The 15,378-nt window shown below is 71.0% G+C and carries 15 protein-coding genes and 2 tRNA genes; 12 read left to right on the top strand and 5 right to left on the bottom strand.

All coding sequences use genetic code 11. The features are described from left to right. The first annotated feature begins 65 nt into the window (after positions 1-65). Positions 66-1,160 (top strand): hypothetical protein, encoded by a 1,095-nt coding sequence (locus OG700_RS27730; RefSeq protein ID WP_405618159.1) that lies wholly within the window; start codon positions 66-68, stop codon positions 1,158-1,160. A gap of 37 nt (positions 1,161-1,197) precedes the next feature. Here the strand turns inward: OG700_RS27730 and OG700_RS27735 are convergent, their stop codons facing one another. Then, positions 1,198-2,331: a M48 family metallopeptidase gene (locus OG700_RS27735; protein WP_405618161.1), complete on the bottom strand. Its 1,134-nt coding sequence runs from the start codon at positions 2,329-2,331 to the stop codon at positions 1,198-1,200. 205 nt (positions 2,332-2,536) lie between these two features. Here OG700_RS27735 and OG700_RS27740 point away from each other — a divergent pair, with 205 nt between their 5' ends. The 6 genes from OG700_RS27740 (at position 2,537) to OG700_RS27765 (ending at position 6,439) form a co-directional block, all read left to right on the top strand. After that, positions 2,537-2,701, top strand: a complete 165-nt coding sequence (locus OG700_RS27740) for a hypothetical protein (RefSeq protein WP_405618163.1) — start codon at positions 2,537-2,539, stop codon at positions 2,699-2,701. Between the two features lie 38 nt (positions 2,702-2,739). Beyond that, positions 2,740-3,366, top strand: coding sequence for a nicotinate-nucleotide adenylyltransferase (gene nadD, locus OG700_RS27745; protein ID WP_405618165.1), 627 nt, complete (start codon positions 2,740-2,742; stop codon positions 3,364-3,366). Between the two features lie 19 nt (positions 3,367-3,385). Next, entirely contained in the window at positions 3,386-5,092 is a 1,707-nt protein-coding gene (locus OG700_RS27750) for an LCP family protein (protein ID WP_405618167.1), read from the top strand. A gap of 75 nt (positions 5,093-5,167) precedes the next feature. Further along, complete coding sequence (gene rsfS, locus OG700_RS27755) at positions 5,168-5,599, top strand: ribosome silencing factor (protein ID WP_405618169.1); 432 nt, start codon at positions 5,168-5,170, stop codon at positions 5,597-5,599. Further along, positions 5,596-6,249 carry a histidine phosphatase family protein gene (locus OG700_RS27760; RefSeq protein ID WP_405622019.1) on the top strand — a complete coding sequence of 218 codons (654 nt, stop codon included), beginning with the start codon at positions 5,596-5,598 and terminating at the stop codon, positions 6,247-6,249. The genes rsfS and OG700_RS27760 overlap by 4 nt, the downstream gene beginning before the upstream one ends. A gap of 117 nt (positions 6,250-6,366) precedes the next feature. Beyond that, positions 6,367-6,439 (top strand) — tRNA-Ala (locus tag OG700_RS27765). 26 nt (positions 6,440-6,465) lie between these two features. Here OG700_RS27765 and OG700_RS27770 read toward each other — a convergent pair. Further along, positions 6,466-7,350 (bottom strand): helix-turn-helix transcriptional regulator, encoded by an 885-nt coding sequence (locus OG700_RS27770; RefSeq protein ID WP_405618172.1) that lies wholly within the window; start codon positions 7,348-7,350, stop codon positions 6,466-6,468. A 94-nt stretch (positions 7,351-7,444) separates the two neighbouring features. Here OG700_RS27770 and OG700_RS27775 point away from each other — a divergent pair, with 94 nt between their 5' ends. The 3 genes from OG700_RS27775 to OG700_RS27785 all read left to right on the top strand — a co-directional run bounded on the left by OG700_RS27775 (position 7,445) and on the right by OG700_RS27785 (position 9,411). Continuing rightward, entirely contained in the window at positions 7,445-8,896 is a 1,452-nt protein-coding gene (locus tag OG700_RS27775) for an MFS transporter (RefSeq protein WP_405618174.1), read from the top strand. 113 nt (positions 8,897-9,009) lie between these two features. After that, on the top strand, positions 9,010-9,174 hold the full coding sequence (locus OG700_RS27780) for a hypothetical protein (RefSeq protein ID WP_382569210.1): 165 nt from the start codon (positions 9,010-9,012) through the stop codon (positions 9,172-9,174). A 3-nt stretch (positions 9,175-9,177) separates the two neighbouring features. Beyond that, the gene (locus tag OG700_RS27785) at positions 9,178-9,411 is read left to right on the top strand and encodes a hypothetical protein (protein WP_405618177.1); all 234 of its coding nucleotides are present in this window, start codon (positions 9,178-9,180) and stop codon (positions 9,409-9,411) included. Here the strand turns inward: OG700_RS27785 and OG700_RS27790 are convergent. Then, positions 9,390-10,619, bottom strand: a complete 1,230-nt coding sequence (locus OG700_RS27790) for a glycosyltransferase 87 family protein (RefSeq protein ID WP_405618180.1) — start codon at positions 10,617-10,619, stop codon at positions 9,390-9,392. The genes OG700_RS27785 and OG700_RS27790 overlap by 22 nt on opposite strands. Before the next feature lie 119 nt (positions 10,620-10,738). On the opposite strand from OG700_RS27790, the gene OG700_RS27795 reads away from it, so the two are divergent. Further along, positions 10,739-10,811: transfer RNA gene (locus tag OG700_RS27795), tRNA-Ala, on the top strand. A gap of 123 nt (positions 10,812-10,934) precedes the next feature. After that, positions 10,935-11,834: a putative RNA methyltransferase gene (locus OG700_RS27800; RefSeq protein ID WP_405618183.1), complete on the top strand. Its 900-nt coding sequence runs from the start codon at positions 10,935-10,937 to the stop codon at positions 11,832-11,834. Positions 11,835-11,862: 28 nt separating this feature from the next. Here the strand turns inward: OG700_RS27800 and OG700_RS27805 are convergent, their stop codons facing one another. Continuing rightward, positions 11,863-13,458 (bottom strand): ferredoxin, encoded by a 1,596-nt coding sequence (locus OG700_RS27805; protein WP_405618185.1) that lies wholly within the window; start codon positions 13,456-13,458, stop codon positions 11,863-11,865. Further along, positions 13,455-15,197 carry a hypothetical protein gene (locus OG700_RS27810; RefSeq protein ID WP_405618188.1) on the bottom strand — a complete coding sequence of 581 codons (1,743 nt, stop codon included), beginning with the start codon at positions 15,195-15,197 and terminating at the stop codon, positions 13,455-13,457. The genes OG700_RS27805 and OG700_RS27810 overlap by 4 nt, the downstream gene beginning before the upstream one ends. Positions 15,198-15,378 lie beyond the last annotated feature (181 nt).

The following is a 15,378-nucleotide window of genomic DNA, read 5'->3' on the forward strand; positions in this document are numbered from 1 at the left end:
GCGGGGGTCGCTCCTGAGGACGGCGTCCGCGTTTACGTTCGGCCCGGCCGACCTAACCTGAAGGTATGGCAGCGCGCGGAGACCCACCCGAGGGCACGCCTGACGGTAATCCCGGCGGTGACGAGGACGAGTACCGGTCCGTCGTCTTCGACGAATCGTTCATCCGCGCTGCCCGGCTCCAGGAGTTCTCCGCCCGGGAGCGGATGGGCGACCGCTCCCACGCCGTACGCCGGCGTGACCCCGCCGATCGGCCCGACCTCGGCTCGTCGACTCCCCGGAGGGGATCGGTCCAGGTACTGCTGCTGGTGCTGGTGATCGCGGTGGCCTTCGGCACCGCCGTCTACGTCGAGGTCCGGCCCCCGTACCGGCCGCCGCTCACCCGTTCGGCGGAACCGCTGCGTATGATGGTCATTCCGCTCGCCCCGGCCGGCGCGGTGCCCGGCGACAACCCCGACAGCCTGCTGCGGCGCAGCCCCGCGGCGAAGTTCCCCACGGGCGCCTCCGGGATCCCGCTCCCACCGTCCCGGCGCACACCGCACTTCACCGAGAACGAGGTGATGACGGCGCTGACCACCGCCAAGGACTACCTCGTCGCCTCGTCCGTCGACCCCGACGTCCTCACCGGCGCCGAACGGCGCTCGGTGCGGACGCTGCTGGACCCGGATCAGCTCGCCCAGTTCGACCAGAGCTTCGCCGACCCCGCCGACGACGGCAGACACGCGCCCGCGGGCTGGCTGGTGCGCTTCGACCCGGCGAAGGTGACGCTCGCCGAACCGGCCGTCCGTGTCCGGGGCACGCTCCGTTACGCGGAGTCGGCGGCCGGCACGATCGACGTGCTCTCGGACCACACCTTCGTCTACGCGCTGCGCCCGGCCGGGCAGCCGGCGGAGCGGGACGCTTCGCTGTTCACCGTCCGCCGGACACTGCACTTCCGCTTCGACCGCGAGGATCTGCCCAGACACCGGGCGGAGTTGCTGATCAGTCAGGTGCAGGCGGGACCACAGGTGTGCTCGAACGGGTCGCCGAGCACACTGCGGCCGCTGCTGGCCGGCGGCAGGGCGACGCCCGCGGGCCCGGCCGGCACCGATCCGTACGCGACGGGACCACCCACCGCCGGGCTGTGCGGCGTACTGGACAGCCGCGCACAGCCCGGCGGTTGAGGACACCAACGCAGCCCGCGCGGCGGCTATGTGCCGGTTACTTGCCGCCGCCGTCGCCCGTCGGCCGGCTGCCGTTGCCCTCGGCGCTGTCGCCGTTGCCGTTGTCGGCGTTGCCGCCACCGGTGTTGCCCGACGAGCCGCCCGTGAACCGGTCCCGGAGCTTGCCGCCCAGGTCGCCCGCGCCGCCCGCGATGTCGCCGACCAGCTTCATCAGCGGGTCCTTGCTGGTGCGGACCGTGTCCGCGTAGTGCGAGGCGGAGTCACGGATCGAGTCACTGACCGACGTGTCCTTGTCCTGCGAACGACGCGGGTAGTGCCCGTCCATGATCCGCTGGAACTCGCGGCTCTCGCCCCACTTCTTCAGCTCGGCGGCGCGCACCGTCGTGAACGGGTGCGTACGCGGCAGGACGTTGAGGATCTTCAGTACGGAGTCGCGCAGGTCGCCCCCGGCCTCGTACTCCCGCGCCTGCTCCAGGAACGCGTCGACGTTCATCTCGTGGAGGTGGTTGCCGCCCGCGATCTTCATCAGGCCGCGCATCGACGCCTGGGCGTCCTGGCCGACCAGCAGGCCCGCCCGGTCCGCCGACAGCTCGGACTTGCGGAACCACTCGCGCAGCGCCGACACGATCGCCATGATCGCGACATTGCCGAGCGGGATCCAGGCGACCTTGAGCGCGAGATTCGTCAGGAACAACAGGATCGTGCGGTACACGGAGTGCCCGGACAGCGCGTGGCCCACCTCGTGCCCGACGACCGCCCGCATCTCCTCCTCGTCCAGCATCTCGACGAGACCCGTGTTGACCACGATGATCGGCTCGTCGAGACCGATGCACATGGCGTTGGGCATCGGATTCTGCGCGACGTACATCGTGGGGACCTTCTCCAGGTCCAGGATGTAACAGGCGTCCAGCAGCATCGTGTGCAGATGCGCGAACTGCACGTCGCTGACCCGCACCGAGTCGGAGAGGAAGAGGAGTCGCAGGCTGCGCTCGGGCAGCAGGGCGCTCATCGCCTTGAAGACCGTGTCGAAACCGCTCAGCTTGCGCAGCGCGACCAGGGCCGAGCGGTCCGCGGGATGTTCGTACGCCCGTGAGGAGATGCCGGGGAAGCGTTTGCGCTGCCTGCTCGGCACATTCTCGTGACTGGCTGCCTCGTGGCTGTCTTCGGTCATGGAAAATCCCCTGTTCGTACGAGTCGTCGGCTCGTCCCCCTGACAGCCCCCACCGTATGTGCTGCGGCTACGGTTGTGCGTGGGCCGCGGTGCGCCGTCGTCGACAACAACGTCCGAGTCGGCGTGAGCGTGCCCGGAGGGCCCGCATACGATGTGCGCGAAGTCTCCGCTCCCGATGCTCCCGATCGAATAGGTCCCGCCGAAGATGAGCCTCTACAGCACCGCAGCCAACCTGGTCACCGTCGCCGCCGAAGGCGGCGAGCACAGCGGCAACCACGAAAGCCTCAACGCGTACCTCACCGGTGGTGGCGCGCTGTTCGCGCTGCTTCTGGCGCTGTGGATCACCACCCGCTTCAACCGCGACCGCTGAGACGGAGCCGTAACGCCGTGCCAGTAGGCTCCGCAGGCATGGGAAAGCAGGCAGCGCCGGCCGGCGCGGGAGGTGGCGGCAAGCGCCGTCTCGGGGTGATGGGCGGGACGTTCGACCCGATCCACCACGGACACCTGGTGGCGGCCAGCGAGGTGGCCGCGCTGTTCGACCTCGACGAGGTGGTGTTCGTACCGACGGGGCAGCCGTGGCAGAAGAGCCACTCGGCGGTCTCGCCGGCGGAGGACCGCTATCTGATGACGGTCATCGCGACGGCCTCCAACCCGCAGTTCTCGGTCAGCCGTATCGACATCGACCGTGGCGGCAAGACGTACACCACCGATACGCTGCGGGATCTGCACTCCCTGCACGGCGACGCGGATCTCTTCTTCATCACCGGGGCGGACGCGCTGTCCCAGATTCTCAGCTGGCGGGACGCGGAAGAGCTGTTCGCGCTGGCCCACTTCATCGGTGTCACCCGGCCCGGACACGATCTGACGGACGACGGACTGCCCAAGGGCGGCGTCTCGTTGGTGGAGGTGCCCGCGCTGGCGATCTCGTCGACCGACTGCCGGGGAAGGGTCGCGCAGGGCGATCCGGTCTGGTATCTGGTGCCGGACGGTGTGGTGCGCTACATCGACAAGCGCCAGTTGTACCGCGGCGAATGAGCCACGGAGAGGGGCACCGGTGAACGACCAGCAGCCGTACGACCCGTACGACCCGTATTACCAGCAGCCGCAGATCGTGGGCTACGACGAGTACGGGCAACCGGTGTACCAGCAACAGCAACAGCAGGATCCACAGCAGCAACAGCAGCCTCAGGGGCAGCAGTACGACCCGTACGCGCAGCAACAGGGGTACGGCTACGACCCGTACGCCCAGCAGCAGGCTCCGTACGACCCGTACGCCCAGCAACAGCAGCCGCAACAACAGCAGCAGGGCTACGGCTACGACACCGGCCAGCAGCCCGCGGCTGTCGACACCACGCAGTGGAACATTCCGCAGCAGCAGCAGCAGCAACAACACCAGCAGCAGGAGTCGGCGCCGGTCGCAGAGCCCGCACCCGCACCCGCGCCCACCCCCGTACTGGCCCCCGAGCCCGCCGTACCCGGGCAGCGGCGGTCCGCGCCCGACGGCGAGTACAAGACCGAGCAGTTCTCCTTCATAGAAGAGCCGGACGCCGAATCCGAAGACGTCATCGACTGGCTCAAGTTCACCGAAAGCCGCTCCGAGCGCCGCGAGGAGGCCCGCCGCCGCGGCCGTAGCCGCGTCGTCGCCCTCGTCGTCGTCATGGCGCTGGTGGTCGTCGGCGGCGTCGGCTACCTCTGGTACGCGGGCAAGCTGCCCGGCTTCTCGGCGGACGCGGAGAAGGGGAACACCGCCACCGGGCCGCAGAAGCGCGACGTGATCATGGTGAATCTGCACAACACGAAGAACAAGGACACCTCCACGGCGCTGCTCGTCAACAACTCCACGACCAAGCGGGGCACCACCGTCCTGCTGCCCAACTCCCTCGTCGTGGCCGACGCGGAGAGCGGCACCACCGGCACCCTCGCCAAGTCCGTCGCCGACCACGGCTCCCAGGGCACCCGCGAATCCGTCGACACCCTGCTCGGCACCAAGATCTCCGGCACCTGGCGGCTCGACACCCCGTATCTGGAGATGCTCGTCGAGCTGGTCGGCAACGTCGACATCACCACGAACACCGAGGTCCCGGCCGCCAAGAAGGGCGAGGACCCGCTGGTCACCAAGGGCGAGGAACAGACGCTGAACGGCCCCGCCGCCGTCGCCTACGCCACGTATCTGGGTCCCGGCGAGTCCGAGGTGAAGCAGCTGGAGCGCTTCGGCTCGGTCATGCAGGGCGTCCTGCGGAAGATCTCGGAGGACCCGAAGGGCGCCACGATCACCGTCGAGACCCTGGCGCAGATCCTCGAACCGCCGATGACCGAGAAGGATCTGGGCGCTGCCCTGGCGAAGCTCGCGGCCTACGCCAAGGTCGGCGACTACAAGACGACGGTCCTGCCCGTCGCCGGGGACGGCGTCCTCGGCGAGAAGGCGACCGAGACCGTCGTCAAGGACGTCCTCGGCGGCAACGTCAGCGCCCCCGAGCAGGGCGCCGCCCTGCGGGTCGGTGTGAAGAACGCCACGGGCGACAAGGCGGACACGGATGCCGCACGGGTCTCGATCATCAACGGCGGCTACGCCTTCGTGGACGGCGGTACGGCCGATCCGGCCGCGTCCTCGCAGGTCACCTACGGTGACGCGAAGAACAAGGCGCAGGCGGAAGAGGTCGCCAAGACGCTCGGGCTGCCGGTGAGCGCGGTCAAGAAGGGCAAGGCCGCACCCAACGCCGATGTCTCGGTCACCCTCGGCGCGGACTACGAAAGCGGCTGATCAAAAAGCTGCGTCGGCTTGTCGGCGGTCCGTGAGACCCTGGGGGTCTCCAGACCGCCGACGAAAGCATCGCCTGTGACCGCCACGGACCGCTCCATCGAGCTCATCAGCGCCGCCGCTCAGGCGGCAGCAGACCGGCTCGCGCACGACATCATCGCGTACGACGTCAGCGACGTGCTGTCGATCACCGACGCGTTCCTGCTCGCCTCCGCGCCCAACGACCGTCAGGTCAAGTCGATCGTGGACGAGATCGAGGAGCGCCTTTCCAAGGAGCTCGGCGCCAAGCCGGTGCGCCGCGAGGGCGACCGCGACGCCCGCTGGATCCTCCTGGACTACGTCGACATCGTCATCCACGTCCAGCACAGCGAGGAGCGGGTCTTCTACGCGCTCGAACGCCTCTGGAAGGACTGCCCGGAGCTGCCGCTGCCGGACGACGCCGCCAAGACCCGTGGCAAGGGCGCCGAGCACGCCGAGGTGAACGGCACCGTGGACGGTGAGCTGAGCTGAACGGCAGCAAGGCCGGCAGGGGCCGCCGCGTCATCCTGTGGAGGCACGGCCAGACGGCGTGGAACGTGGAGCGCCGCTTCCAGGGCACGACGGACATCGAGCTGACGGCGGAGGGCGTCGCGCAGGCCCGTCGCGCCGCCCGGTTGCTCGCGTCGCTGCGCCCGGACGCGATCGTCGCCTCCGACCTCCAGCGCGTCGTGGCCACGGCCAACGAGCTGGCCTCGCTGACCGGGCTCCCCGTGAGTTACGACTCCGCGCTCCGCGAGACGTACGCGGGTGCCTGGCAGGGCCTGACCCACGAGGAGATCGTGGAGCGGTTCGGCGAGCAGTATCAGGCGTGGAAACGCGGTGAGCCCGTACGGCGCGGGGGTGGCGAGCTGGAGACCGAGGTCGCCGACCGGGCCGCGCCCGTCGTGCTCCACCACGCGGACAAGCTGCCGGACGACGGCACGCTCGTCGTGGCCAGCCACGGCGGCACGATCCGCACCACGATCGGCCGGCTGCTCGGTCTTGAGGCCCACCACTGGGAAGGTCTCGGCGGGCTCTCCAACTGCTGCTGGTCCGTCCTGGGCGAGGGTGCGCGCGGCTGGCGTCTTCAGGAGCACAACGCGGGGACACTCCCCGAGCCGGTGCTCGGCGACGACGACTGACCGGTGGCTGACCGACGGCCGCCGAGGGCACCGGACCCCGCCGGGCGTGATTTCACTTTCCGGCAGATCGCAGGCTAAAGTTCTTCTTGTTCACAGCGCGGAGCGCGAAGAACATGAGGGGCTATAGCTCAGTTGGTAGAGCGCCTGCATGGCATGCAGGAGGTCAGGAGTTCAATTCTCCTTAGCTCCACACCTTCACCTTGAATCCCGTCCTCATCACGAGGGCGGGATTTCTTGTCGCGGGCGCAGGCTGCGCAGCGCGGCCGTCCTTCGGCGGCTCTCCTCGTCGTCCGGGGTGTAGACCACGATCCGGCAGTCCGGCATCCCGTCGATCGACAGCGACACCGACGTCATCCGTATCTCACCGACCACCTCGTGCCGGAACCTCTTCACCCGGGGGCCCGGCGGCACCACGTCGCCGCCGCTCCACAGCTCCGCGAAATACGGGCTGGCCGCCGACAGGCGCCGTACGAACGACTCCCACGCGGGCTCGCCCACATGCCGTCCGTACGCACCGCGCAGCGTGGCCACCATCACCGGCAGCTCCTTCTCCCGGCAGACCAGCGGACAGTCCTCCTCCGGGACGGCGAAGAGCATCCACAGCACATTGCGCACCCCGATCTCCCGCAGCGCCGGGAGATCGAACAGATCGAGATAGGCGGCATTGGCGGCCAGGATGTCGTAGCGCGCGTTGTAGACGACGGCCGGATGCGGGTCGAGGCCGTCGATGATGCTCCGCACCTCATCGCTCACCCGGTGCGCGGCGACCTCCCGGTCCGGCGCGTACGGCACCTGAGCCAGCTGGTAGAGATGCTCGCGCTCGCTCTGGTCGAGACGGAGCGTGCGCGCCACCGCGTCCAGCACCTGCGCGGACGCGTTGATGGGGCGGCCCTGCTCCAGCCACGTGTACCAGGTCACCCCGACACCGGAGAGCTGGGCGACCTCCTCACGGCGCAGACCGGGCGTGCGCCGTCGCAGCCCCGGCGCCATCCCGACGTCCGCCGGTGTCACCCGGGCCCGCCGCCCGCGCAGGAACGCCGCCAGCTGGGGGCGTCGCCCTCCCGTCGTGTGTGTCACCGTCATCGCCGTCATGTCCCCCATCGTGCCGCGCCCGCCCCGCCCTTGCCAGGTGCTGCCAGTACCCGTATCAGGGGGCTCTCGGCACCGGTGTCCGAATCGGGTGAGGCTCACGGCCATGACGACCACCTCATCCGTAACCCCGGTACCCAGTAAAGCCGGTGGCACTGACAGACGGCCCGGCCCGCTGCTCGCCGTCGTGCTGGCCGCGCAGTTCATGGCCCTGCTCGACGGCTTCATCGTCAATGTGGCCGCGCCCACGATCCGTACCGAACTCGGGTCCTCCGGAGCCGAGTTGCAACTGGTCATCGCCGGATACACCATCTCGTACGCCGTCCTGCTGATCACCGGCTCCCGGCTCGGCGAGATACTGGGCCACCGCCGCGCGTATCTCGGCGGGCTCGCGGTGTTCACGGCGGCCTCGCTCGCCTGTGGACTGGCAGCGGGCACCGGCCAGTTGATCGCCTTCCGGCTGGTGCAGGGCGCGGGCGCGGCCCTGATGATCCCGCAGGTGCTCAGCATCATTCAGCGCGAATTCGCCGGCGAGCGGCGGATGAAGGCGCTGGGCGCGTACGCGGCGGTGATCGCCACCGGCGCGGCGGCCGGGCAGGTCACCGGCGGACTCCTGGTCAGCGCCGATCTCCTCGGCACCGGCTGGCGGCCGGTGTTCCTGGTCAACGTCCCCGTCGGGCTCGCCCTGCTCGTCCTGGGCGCGCGACTGCTGCCGGACGACCGGCCCACGTCCGGCGGCCGGACCCGTGGCCTGGATCTGCCGGGTCTCGTGCTGCTGGCCGCCGCCGTCTCGCTGCTCACCGTCCCGCTCGTCCTCGGGCAGGATCAGGACTGGCCCCTGTGGACCTGGCTGTCGCTCGGAGCCGCGGCCCTGTCCTTCGGTGCCTTCCTCGGGTACGAGTCCCGGCTCGCCCGGCGCGGCGGCGCCCCGCTGATCGCACCGCATGTGCTGCGTCTGCCGGGAATGGGTCACGCGGCCCTGCGGATCACCCTGGTGATGGCGGTGAACGCGGGCTTCCTGTTCATCTTCGCGCTGCACTTCCAGGGCGGCCTCGGGCACAGCGCGCTGCGCACCGGGCTCAGCTTCGCGCCGACGGCCGTGGTCTTCGGCGTGGTCGGGCTGACCTGGCGCGGCTGGCCCGTCCGCCTCCAAAGGAGGCTGATCCCGGCCGGGTTCACTCTCATCGCGCTGTTCACGGTGACTGTCGGACTGGTGCTGCGTGACGGCGGCGAGGGCGGCGTGTGGATGTACGTCGCGTTCCTCGGCCTGGGCGCGGGCCTGGCGCTCGGGTACAGCCCCACGCTGACGGGCGCGCTCGCCACCGTCGTCAAGGAGGACGCGACGGACGCCAGTGGGCTGTTGATGACCGTGACGCAGCTCGGCCAGCTGATCGGCGTCGCCACCTTCGGCACGCTCTACCTCAACCAGTTGGACGGGCCGGGGCCTGTCGCGTCCGGCCACGCGCTGTGGGCCGGCGCACTCGCGCTGGCCGGGGCCGCGGTTCTCGGCGCGGTTCTCGGCGCGGTGCGGTACGGCCGCCGGTCCGGGACGGCGTAAAGGCCCCGCCGAAGGCGACCACCCGGCCTGATCATGGTGTCCTTCTTGCCAAGCCATGACAGAATCGGACAGCCGGAGGGGGATGACGGCACGGATGGGGAGGAGCGAGCGCGATGCCCGCCAGCAGCATCGACAAGGTCGGTGACCTGCTCGCGGCGGCGGATTCGGCCACCGGCCTGAGCTGCCCGTCGTGCGGTTCTTTCCATGTGGCCCAAGTGCTCGGCGACAACGGCGGAGTTTCCTACGTGTGCACGGCCTGCGGCCACAGCTGGAGCTGAGTGATGGGTGCACACAGGAGAAAATGCGACTGGTGCGGCAGCGGCACCCCCATCGTCCGGGACATGGATCCGCTCAACGTCTCGTTCCAGTACTGGTGCGAGGAATGCGCCCGCGCGCTCATCATAAAAGGCGACCCCATCGAGACCTACCGGGAGTTGGAGGGCGAGCCCATCTACGGCCGGCTCCTCGACGAGCACTGCGCGCTCAAGCGCTTCTACTCGTTCGCCACCGCGTAACCCGCGGGCGCCCGCTCCTTCCGGTCGGCGACCGACAGATACACCAGCAGCCCCAGCGCCATCGTCGGATAGAGCGCCGTGAGCACCATCTGCGAACGGCTCTGGGCGAGTTCAAGCCGTTCGGCCGCGCCGTGCGGCACCCGCCACAGCGCGTACGCGTAGAAGCCCATCCCCACCGCCGCCGCCCACTCCGTCCGCCCGTGCGCCACCAGCAGCAGCACCATCGGCACGCACCACACCCAGTGGTGGGACCACGAGATCGGGCTGATCAGCAGTGCGGTGGCCGCACAGGCGACGGTGGCCTCCGCCGTCCCGCCGCGACGGGCCGCGGCCACCGCCACGGCCAGCCCGGCCACGGCGACCACGGTGGCCACGGGGAGCCACCAGAGCGACGGATCGGTGGTGTGCAGCGCCCGTGCGAACACCCCGCGCAGCGACTGGTTCGCGGCGGCCTCCACGCGCCCCACCCGGTCCGCCCGGAAGACGATCTCGGTCCAGAAGCGGTGGGAGTCGTGCGGCAGGACGACGGCCGACGCGACGCTGGCGGCGAGGAACGCGCCGGTGGCCACGGCCGCCTGCCGCAGCCAGGGGTTCCAGCCGGCCTCGCGCAACCGCAGCAGGCCGGTGATCAGCAGCATGACGGCGAAGAGCGCGGGGGTCAGTTTGATCGCCGCGGCGAGACCGATGCCGACGCCCGCCCAGCGGTGGCCGCCGCGGCGCGTGAGGTCCCACAGGACCAGGACGCCGATCAGCAGATTGATCTGTCCGTAGCGCAGGGTCGTCCACACCGGCTCGCACCAGACGGCGGCGGCGGCCACCCACAGCGCGGCGCCGGGCCGCACCGCGTCCCGGAACGTCAGCCTCAGTGAGAGGTGGACGAACGCGACGAGGAGCAGCAGATTGCCCACCGTGGCGAGGGTGCGCATCTCCGGGACGGGCAGCAGGGTCAGCGGCGTGAACAGCAGTGCCGCGAAGGGCGGATAGGTTGTCGGGAGACCCGCCCGGGTCGCGCGCATCGCGTACAGGTCGAGCCCGTCGAGCACGGTGCGGCCCTCGGCCCGGTAGACCATCAGGTCGATCATCGAGACCGCGGCGAGGCGCTGCGCGATCCAGAACCCGGCGAAGGACAACAGGCAGACACAGGCGCCGGCGAGGACGGACCGCCGACCGGCGGTGACTCGCGTGAGCACGGGCGTTGATACGGTCACGAAGGGTGACAGTAGCAGTCTTATCGGTACAAATCGGAAACGATTTGGCGGTGGGCCCGAGGGACCGTGTAATGTTGGCACCGCCGCTCAGGGGATGCCCGAAGTGCGGTACCTCACAAGGGGCTATAGCTCAGTTGGTAGAGCGCCTGCATGGCATGCAGGAGGTCAGGAGTTCAATTCTCCTTAGCTCCACATCTCAGAAGTTCCCGTCCGGACGCCGCGTCCGGGCGGGTTCTTCTTGTTGCCCCTTCTTGTTGACAGCCCCTTCTCGTTGAAACCGCCCTTCTCGTTGACCGCCCGTCGCGGAGGAACGCCGTGTCCAACTCGCCCACCGCGCCCGACCTTTGGCACCGGCTGCTCGGTGTGCTCAGGTGCCCCCTGTGCGGCGGACCGCTCGCACCCCCGCACGGCGTCGCGGCATCCCTGAAGACCCTCCGGGGCGTCAAGTCCCTGGGATGCGCCGGGGGCCATTCGTTCGACGTCGCCCGCCAGGGCTACGTCAGCCTGCTGACCGGCAACACGAACACGGCGAACGCCGACAGCGCGGACATGGTGACCGCCCGGACGCTGTTCCTGGAAGCCGACCACTACGAGCCGCTCGCCCGCGCGCTGGCCGACACCGTCGCGGAACTGTGCCCGCCGGACGGCACCGTCCTGGACGCCGGCGCAGGCACCGGGTACTACCTGGCCACCGTGCTCGACGCCCTGCCCGACGGTGTGGGACTGGGCCTCGACGCGTCCAAGTTCGCGCTGCGCCGGGCCGCCGGTGCCCACCCGCGCGCCGGCGCGGCGACCGGGGACATCTGGAAGCCGCTGCCCGTCGTGAGCGGCGCCGCCGACGTCGTGATCAACGTCTTCGCGCCCCGTAACGGCCCGGAGTTCCAGCGCGTCCTGCGGCCGGACGGCGCCCTCGTCGTCGTCACCCCCACCGCGCGCCATCTCGCGGAACTCCCCGCGAGCCTGGGCATGTTGTCCGTCGACACGGCCAAGGAGGACCGGCTGCGCCGCACGCTGTCCGGTCACTTCCGGCAGGAGCGTACGGATGTCGTGGAGCGGGAGGCGGCCATGACCGGTCAGGACGTACGGAATCTGATCCTGATGGGTCCGAGCGCCCACCATCTGAGCGTCGAAGACGTGCACCGGAGCGTCGCGTCGCTCACCACTCCGCTCCCGGTGACCGTCTCGTTCCTCGTCTCGGTCTACCGGCCGCACTGACGACCGGCCTCCTTAGGAGGCGGGCGCGTCAGCGCCCGCTGCCGAGAGCCTTCCTGCCACCGCCCGGCGGCAGGGCCGCCGGGCCTCCCTGCCGCGCGGGGCGCCGCGGCGCGGGCTGCTCGATACGCAGCGCGAGCGCCGGACAGCGCCGTACGGCACGCTGGGCGCGGCCCCGCAGATGCATCGGTACGGAGGCGTCGGCGAGCGCGGGGTAGCCGTCGGGGCCGAGCCGGATCAGCTCGGGCACGATGTCCGCGCAGAGCCCGTGGCCCTGGCAGAGCGTCCAGTCCACGGCCAGCCTCTCGCCGCTCGGGATGGACTCCTCCGCGCTCTGGTGGTCCGGACCCGGTAGCGGCAGGACACCGGTGGTGTCGCGCCCGCAGCCGCCGTCCAGCACATGCGCGGCGAGGTCGTCAGTGAAGGCGGACAGGGTGGACATGAAGAACCGCGCGGACCCGTCGGGATGCTTGCACGCCCCCCGTCCCCGTACCGCCTGGGTGACCTCGCGCAGCGCCTCCAGGGCCGCGGGACCGCCCCCGTTCAGCACGTCGCTCAGACCGCCCGCCGCGGCCGGCAGGCCGAGCTTGCAGGGGCCGCACTGACCGGCCGTCTCGGCGGCGAGCCAGTTGGCCACCCGCAGCGCCTCACCCAGCGGGCAGGTCTCCGGGCCGATCGGCAGGATCGCGCCCGCGCCGAGCGGACCTCCCACCGCAGCGAGGGACTCGCGCGAGACGACGGCGTCGTGCGCGGCCACCGAGTCGATCCAGTCGCCGTGGTAGCCGCCGGTCAGCACACCCTGGGGGAGCGGCGGCGCCCCGGCGAGCTGGAGCACGTACCGCAGGGGCACGCCCGTCGGCACCTCCACGACCATCGGGCGCGCGACGGCGCCGGAGACGGTGAGCATGACGGTGCCCGGCTCCGCGTCGAGCCCGGTGTGACCGTAACGGCGCGCGCCGATCCGGGCGCCGATGGCCAGTTGCGCGTACGTCTCGGCGTTGGACAGCAGCGTCGGGGCGCCGCCGACGCCCGATTCGGCGGCCCGCTCGCGGCGGCCCGGCGGCAGGGCCGGCCCGCCGTTCGCCGCGCGGATGACGGACGAGGCCTCGCCGGAGACCATGCGCTCGGGCGTACGGACCACCCGTGCCCGCAGTCGCTGCCCGCGCCGGTCGGACAGGCCGCGCTCGGCGAGTGCGGCCCGCATGGATATCTCGGTCGAGTTGCGGGTGACGGCGACGACCAGGGTGCGCGCCCCCAGCGCCTCCGCCGCCAACAGGGCGCCGTCCAGGATGAGATGGGGCGCGCGGTTGAGCAGCACCGTGTCCTTGCGGCAGGCCGGTTCGCCCTCGCTGCCGTTGATGACGACGACGGGGCGCACCCCGCGCCGGATCGACGCCTTGGCGACGGCGCGGAGCTTCTTGCCGAAGGGGAAGCCGGCGCCCCCGCGTCCGCGCAGGGTGATGTTCTCGGCGAGCTGCGCGAGCAGTTCCCCGGTCATCGGCTCCAGCGGCCCGTGCACCTTCAGGTGCATGGAGAGGTCGATTCGCTCGACGAGGTCGAATCCCTGTGTCAGCTGGGGAAGGCCGACGACACGGACTTCGGGGACATCGGGGAGAGGGGCGTTCACGGTCGGTCTCCTGCGGGTGGGTACCAGGGTTCACCGGCACTCGGGGTTCCCCCGCCGTTGGCGGGAGGTTGCTGGAAGGCGTCGTCCGACTGCCGGTACGGATCGGCTTGTTGGTACAGGTCGGGCCCGGGGGCGGCGTCGGGCTGCGGCTGCGGGTAGGGGGCCGACTGTAGGTACGTGTCGGACCGCTGGTTTGTCTCAGCTCGCTGGTACTCCTGCTGGAATTGCCGTTGGTGGTCCTGTCGGTAGGTCTCCTGCCGCTGGTACGGGTCGGCCACGGGCGGCGCGGCGGCGGCGCCCGGCTCGTGGACACGGGCCTGGACACGGGCCTGGGCATGGGCCTGGACGGGAGGCGGCGGTGACGGCGTCGGCCACAGACCGGCCCCGGCCGCCGACGGCTCGCCGATGACCGGTATCTCCTCGGTCACCGGGACGCGTTCGGCGTACGGGATCTCGACCGGCGTCAGCGGATCGGACGGGTCGGCGAAGGGAAGGTCGGCGAGGGGCGGGTCGGCGAAGGGAAGGTCGGCGAGGGGCGGGCCGGCGAAGGGAAGGTCGGCGAGGGGCGGGCCGGCGAAGGGCGAGGGCGCCGGTGCTCCGGTGCCGGCCGAGGGATCGGCGCCGAGCGAGACGGCGCGGTACCCGGCCGACAGGCCCGTACCGGGGCCGGGGCGGCCCGTACGGGAGCCACGTCCCGGATCGACGAACGTGTCCGCGAGCGGGTCCGGGTAGGGAGCCGGGGTCGGCGACGGCGGCGCGGCGGCGTACGGCGCGGCGGACGGGGGCGCGAAGGAGCCGGGGACGACGGTGTCCGTGAACGGGTCGGCGCCGGGCGGGCGCCCCGCCGTCGCCTCGTAAAGAGGAGGCGACGGCGGGGCGATGCGTGGCGGGACGCGCCCCGCGCCCAGCGGCGGACCGAGCGGCGCCGCCGACGCCGGGGGAGCGGCCGGTGCGGACGCGGGCCGCCGGCGCGGGAACCGCTGCTCGAACTCCACCCGCGGCATACCCGCCGTACCCGGCGCCGCACCCGGCAGCGCTTCGCGGGCCGGGTCACGGCGCCCCGACTGCTCCTGCTCGGGGCTCTCGCGTACGCCGCCGGTCAGCTTCAGGATCTTGTCGGCGATACGGCGCTGGGCCGGCCGCGGCAGCAGTCGTACGGAGACCGCGCCGATGACGGTGACGAGCGCCAGGCAGTACAGGGTCATCACCCAGGTCGCGGCCGCACGCCCGGCGTACAGCCCGTGCATCAGCGCGAAGCACCAGGCCGGATAGGCCAGCATGTGCAGCGCGCGCCAGCGGCCGGCGATCTTGCCGGGGACGGCGAAGGCACTGCGCAGCGCGCCGGTCGCGGCGGCGATCACCATCAGGAAGCCGGCCAGCGAGCCGAAGCCGATGAGGCCGTCGGTGCCGGTGATCCCGAGGCCGAAAGGCAGTACGGCGCCGACCAGGGCGACATGTCCCAGCGAGACCTTCACCGTGGCGTGCAGCAGCAGGAAGCCGAGGGAGGCCATCGCCGTGAACCGGTGGATGCCCTGGGCGAGCAGCCGGTGGCGCGGGGAGAGCAGCAGCCGGTCGGTGGCCATCAGTCCCCAGGCGACGGCCGCCGTCAGGGACACCAGCGACAGAACGCCGGTGGTGAAGTCGAGCATCGCGCGGAACCCGTCACTTCCCGCTACGGCGAGGAGGGGGACGAGGACGAGTGCGGCGACCGACAGCCCTCCTCGGACCGAGCGGCCCATGCCGTGGCTCGGGGGAAGCGATGAACGGATCCTTCTTTGAAGGTTCATAGGGGCAACTCCGAATGGCTCGGCAAAGCGGTCCCGTTGCCGCATGCTAGGTCGCCCCCTGCTGGGGAGTTCGTCGTTTGCATGTTTACCGAGGGCATCGAGTGTCAACTGCCCCTGGGGTTGCCCCGGATAG

This window comes from Streptomyces sp. NBC_01508 (genome assembly GCF_045040315.1).
In the GTDB taxonomy this organism is placed as follows: domain Bacteria; phylum Actinomycetota; class Actinomycetes; order Streptomycetales; family Streptomycetaceae; genus Streptomyces.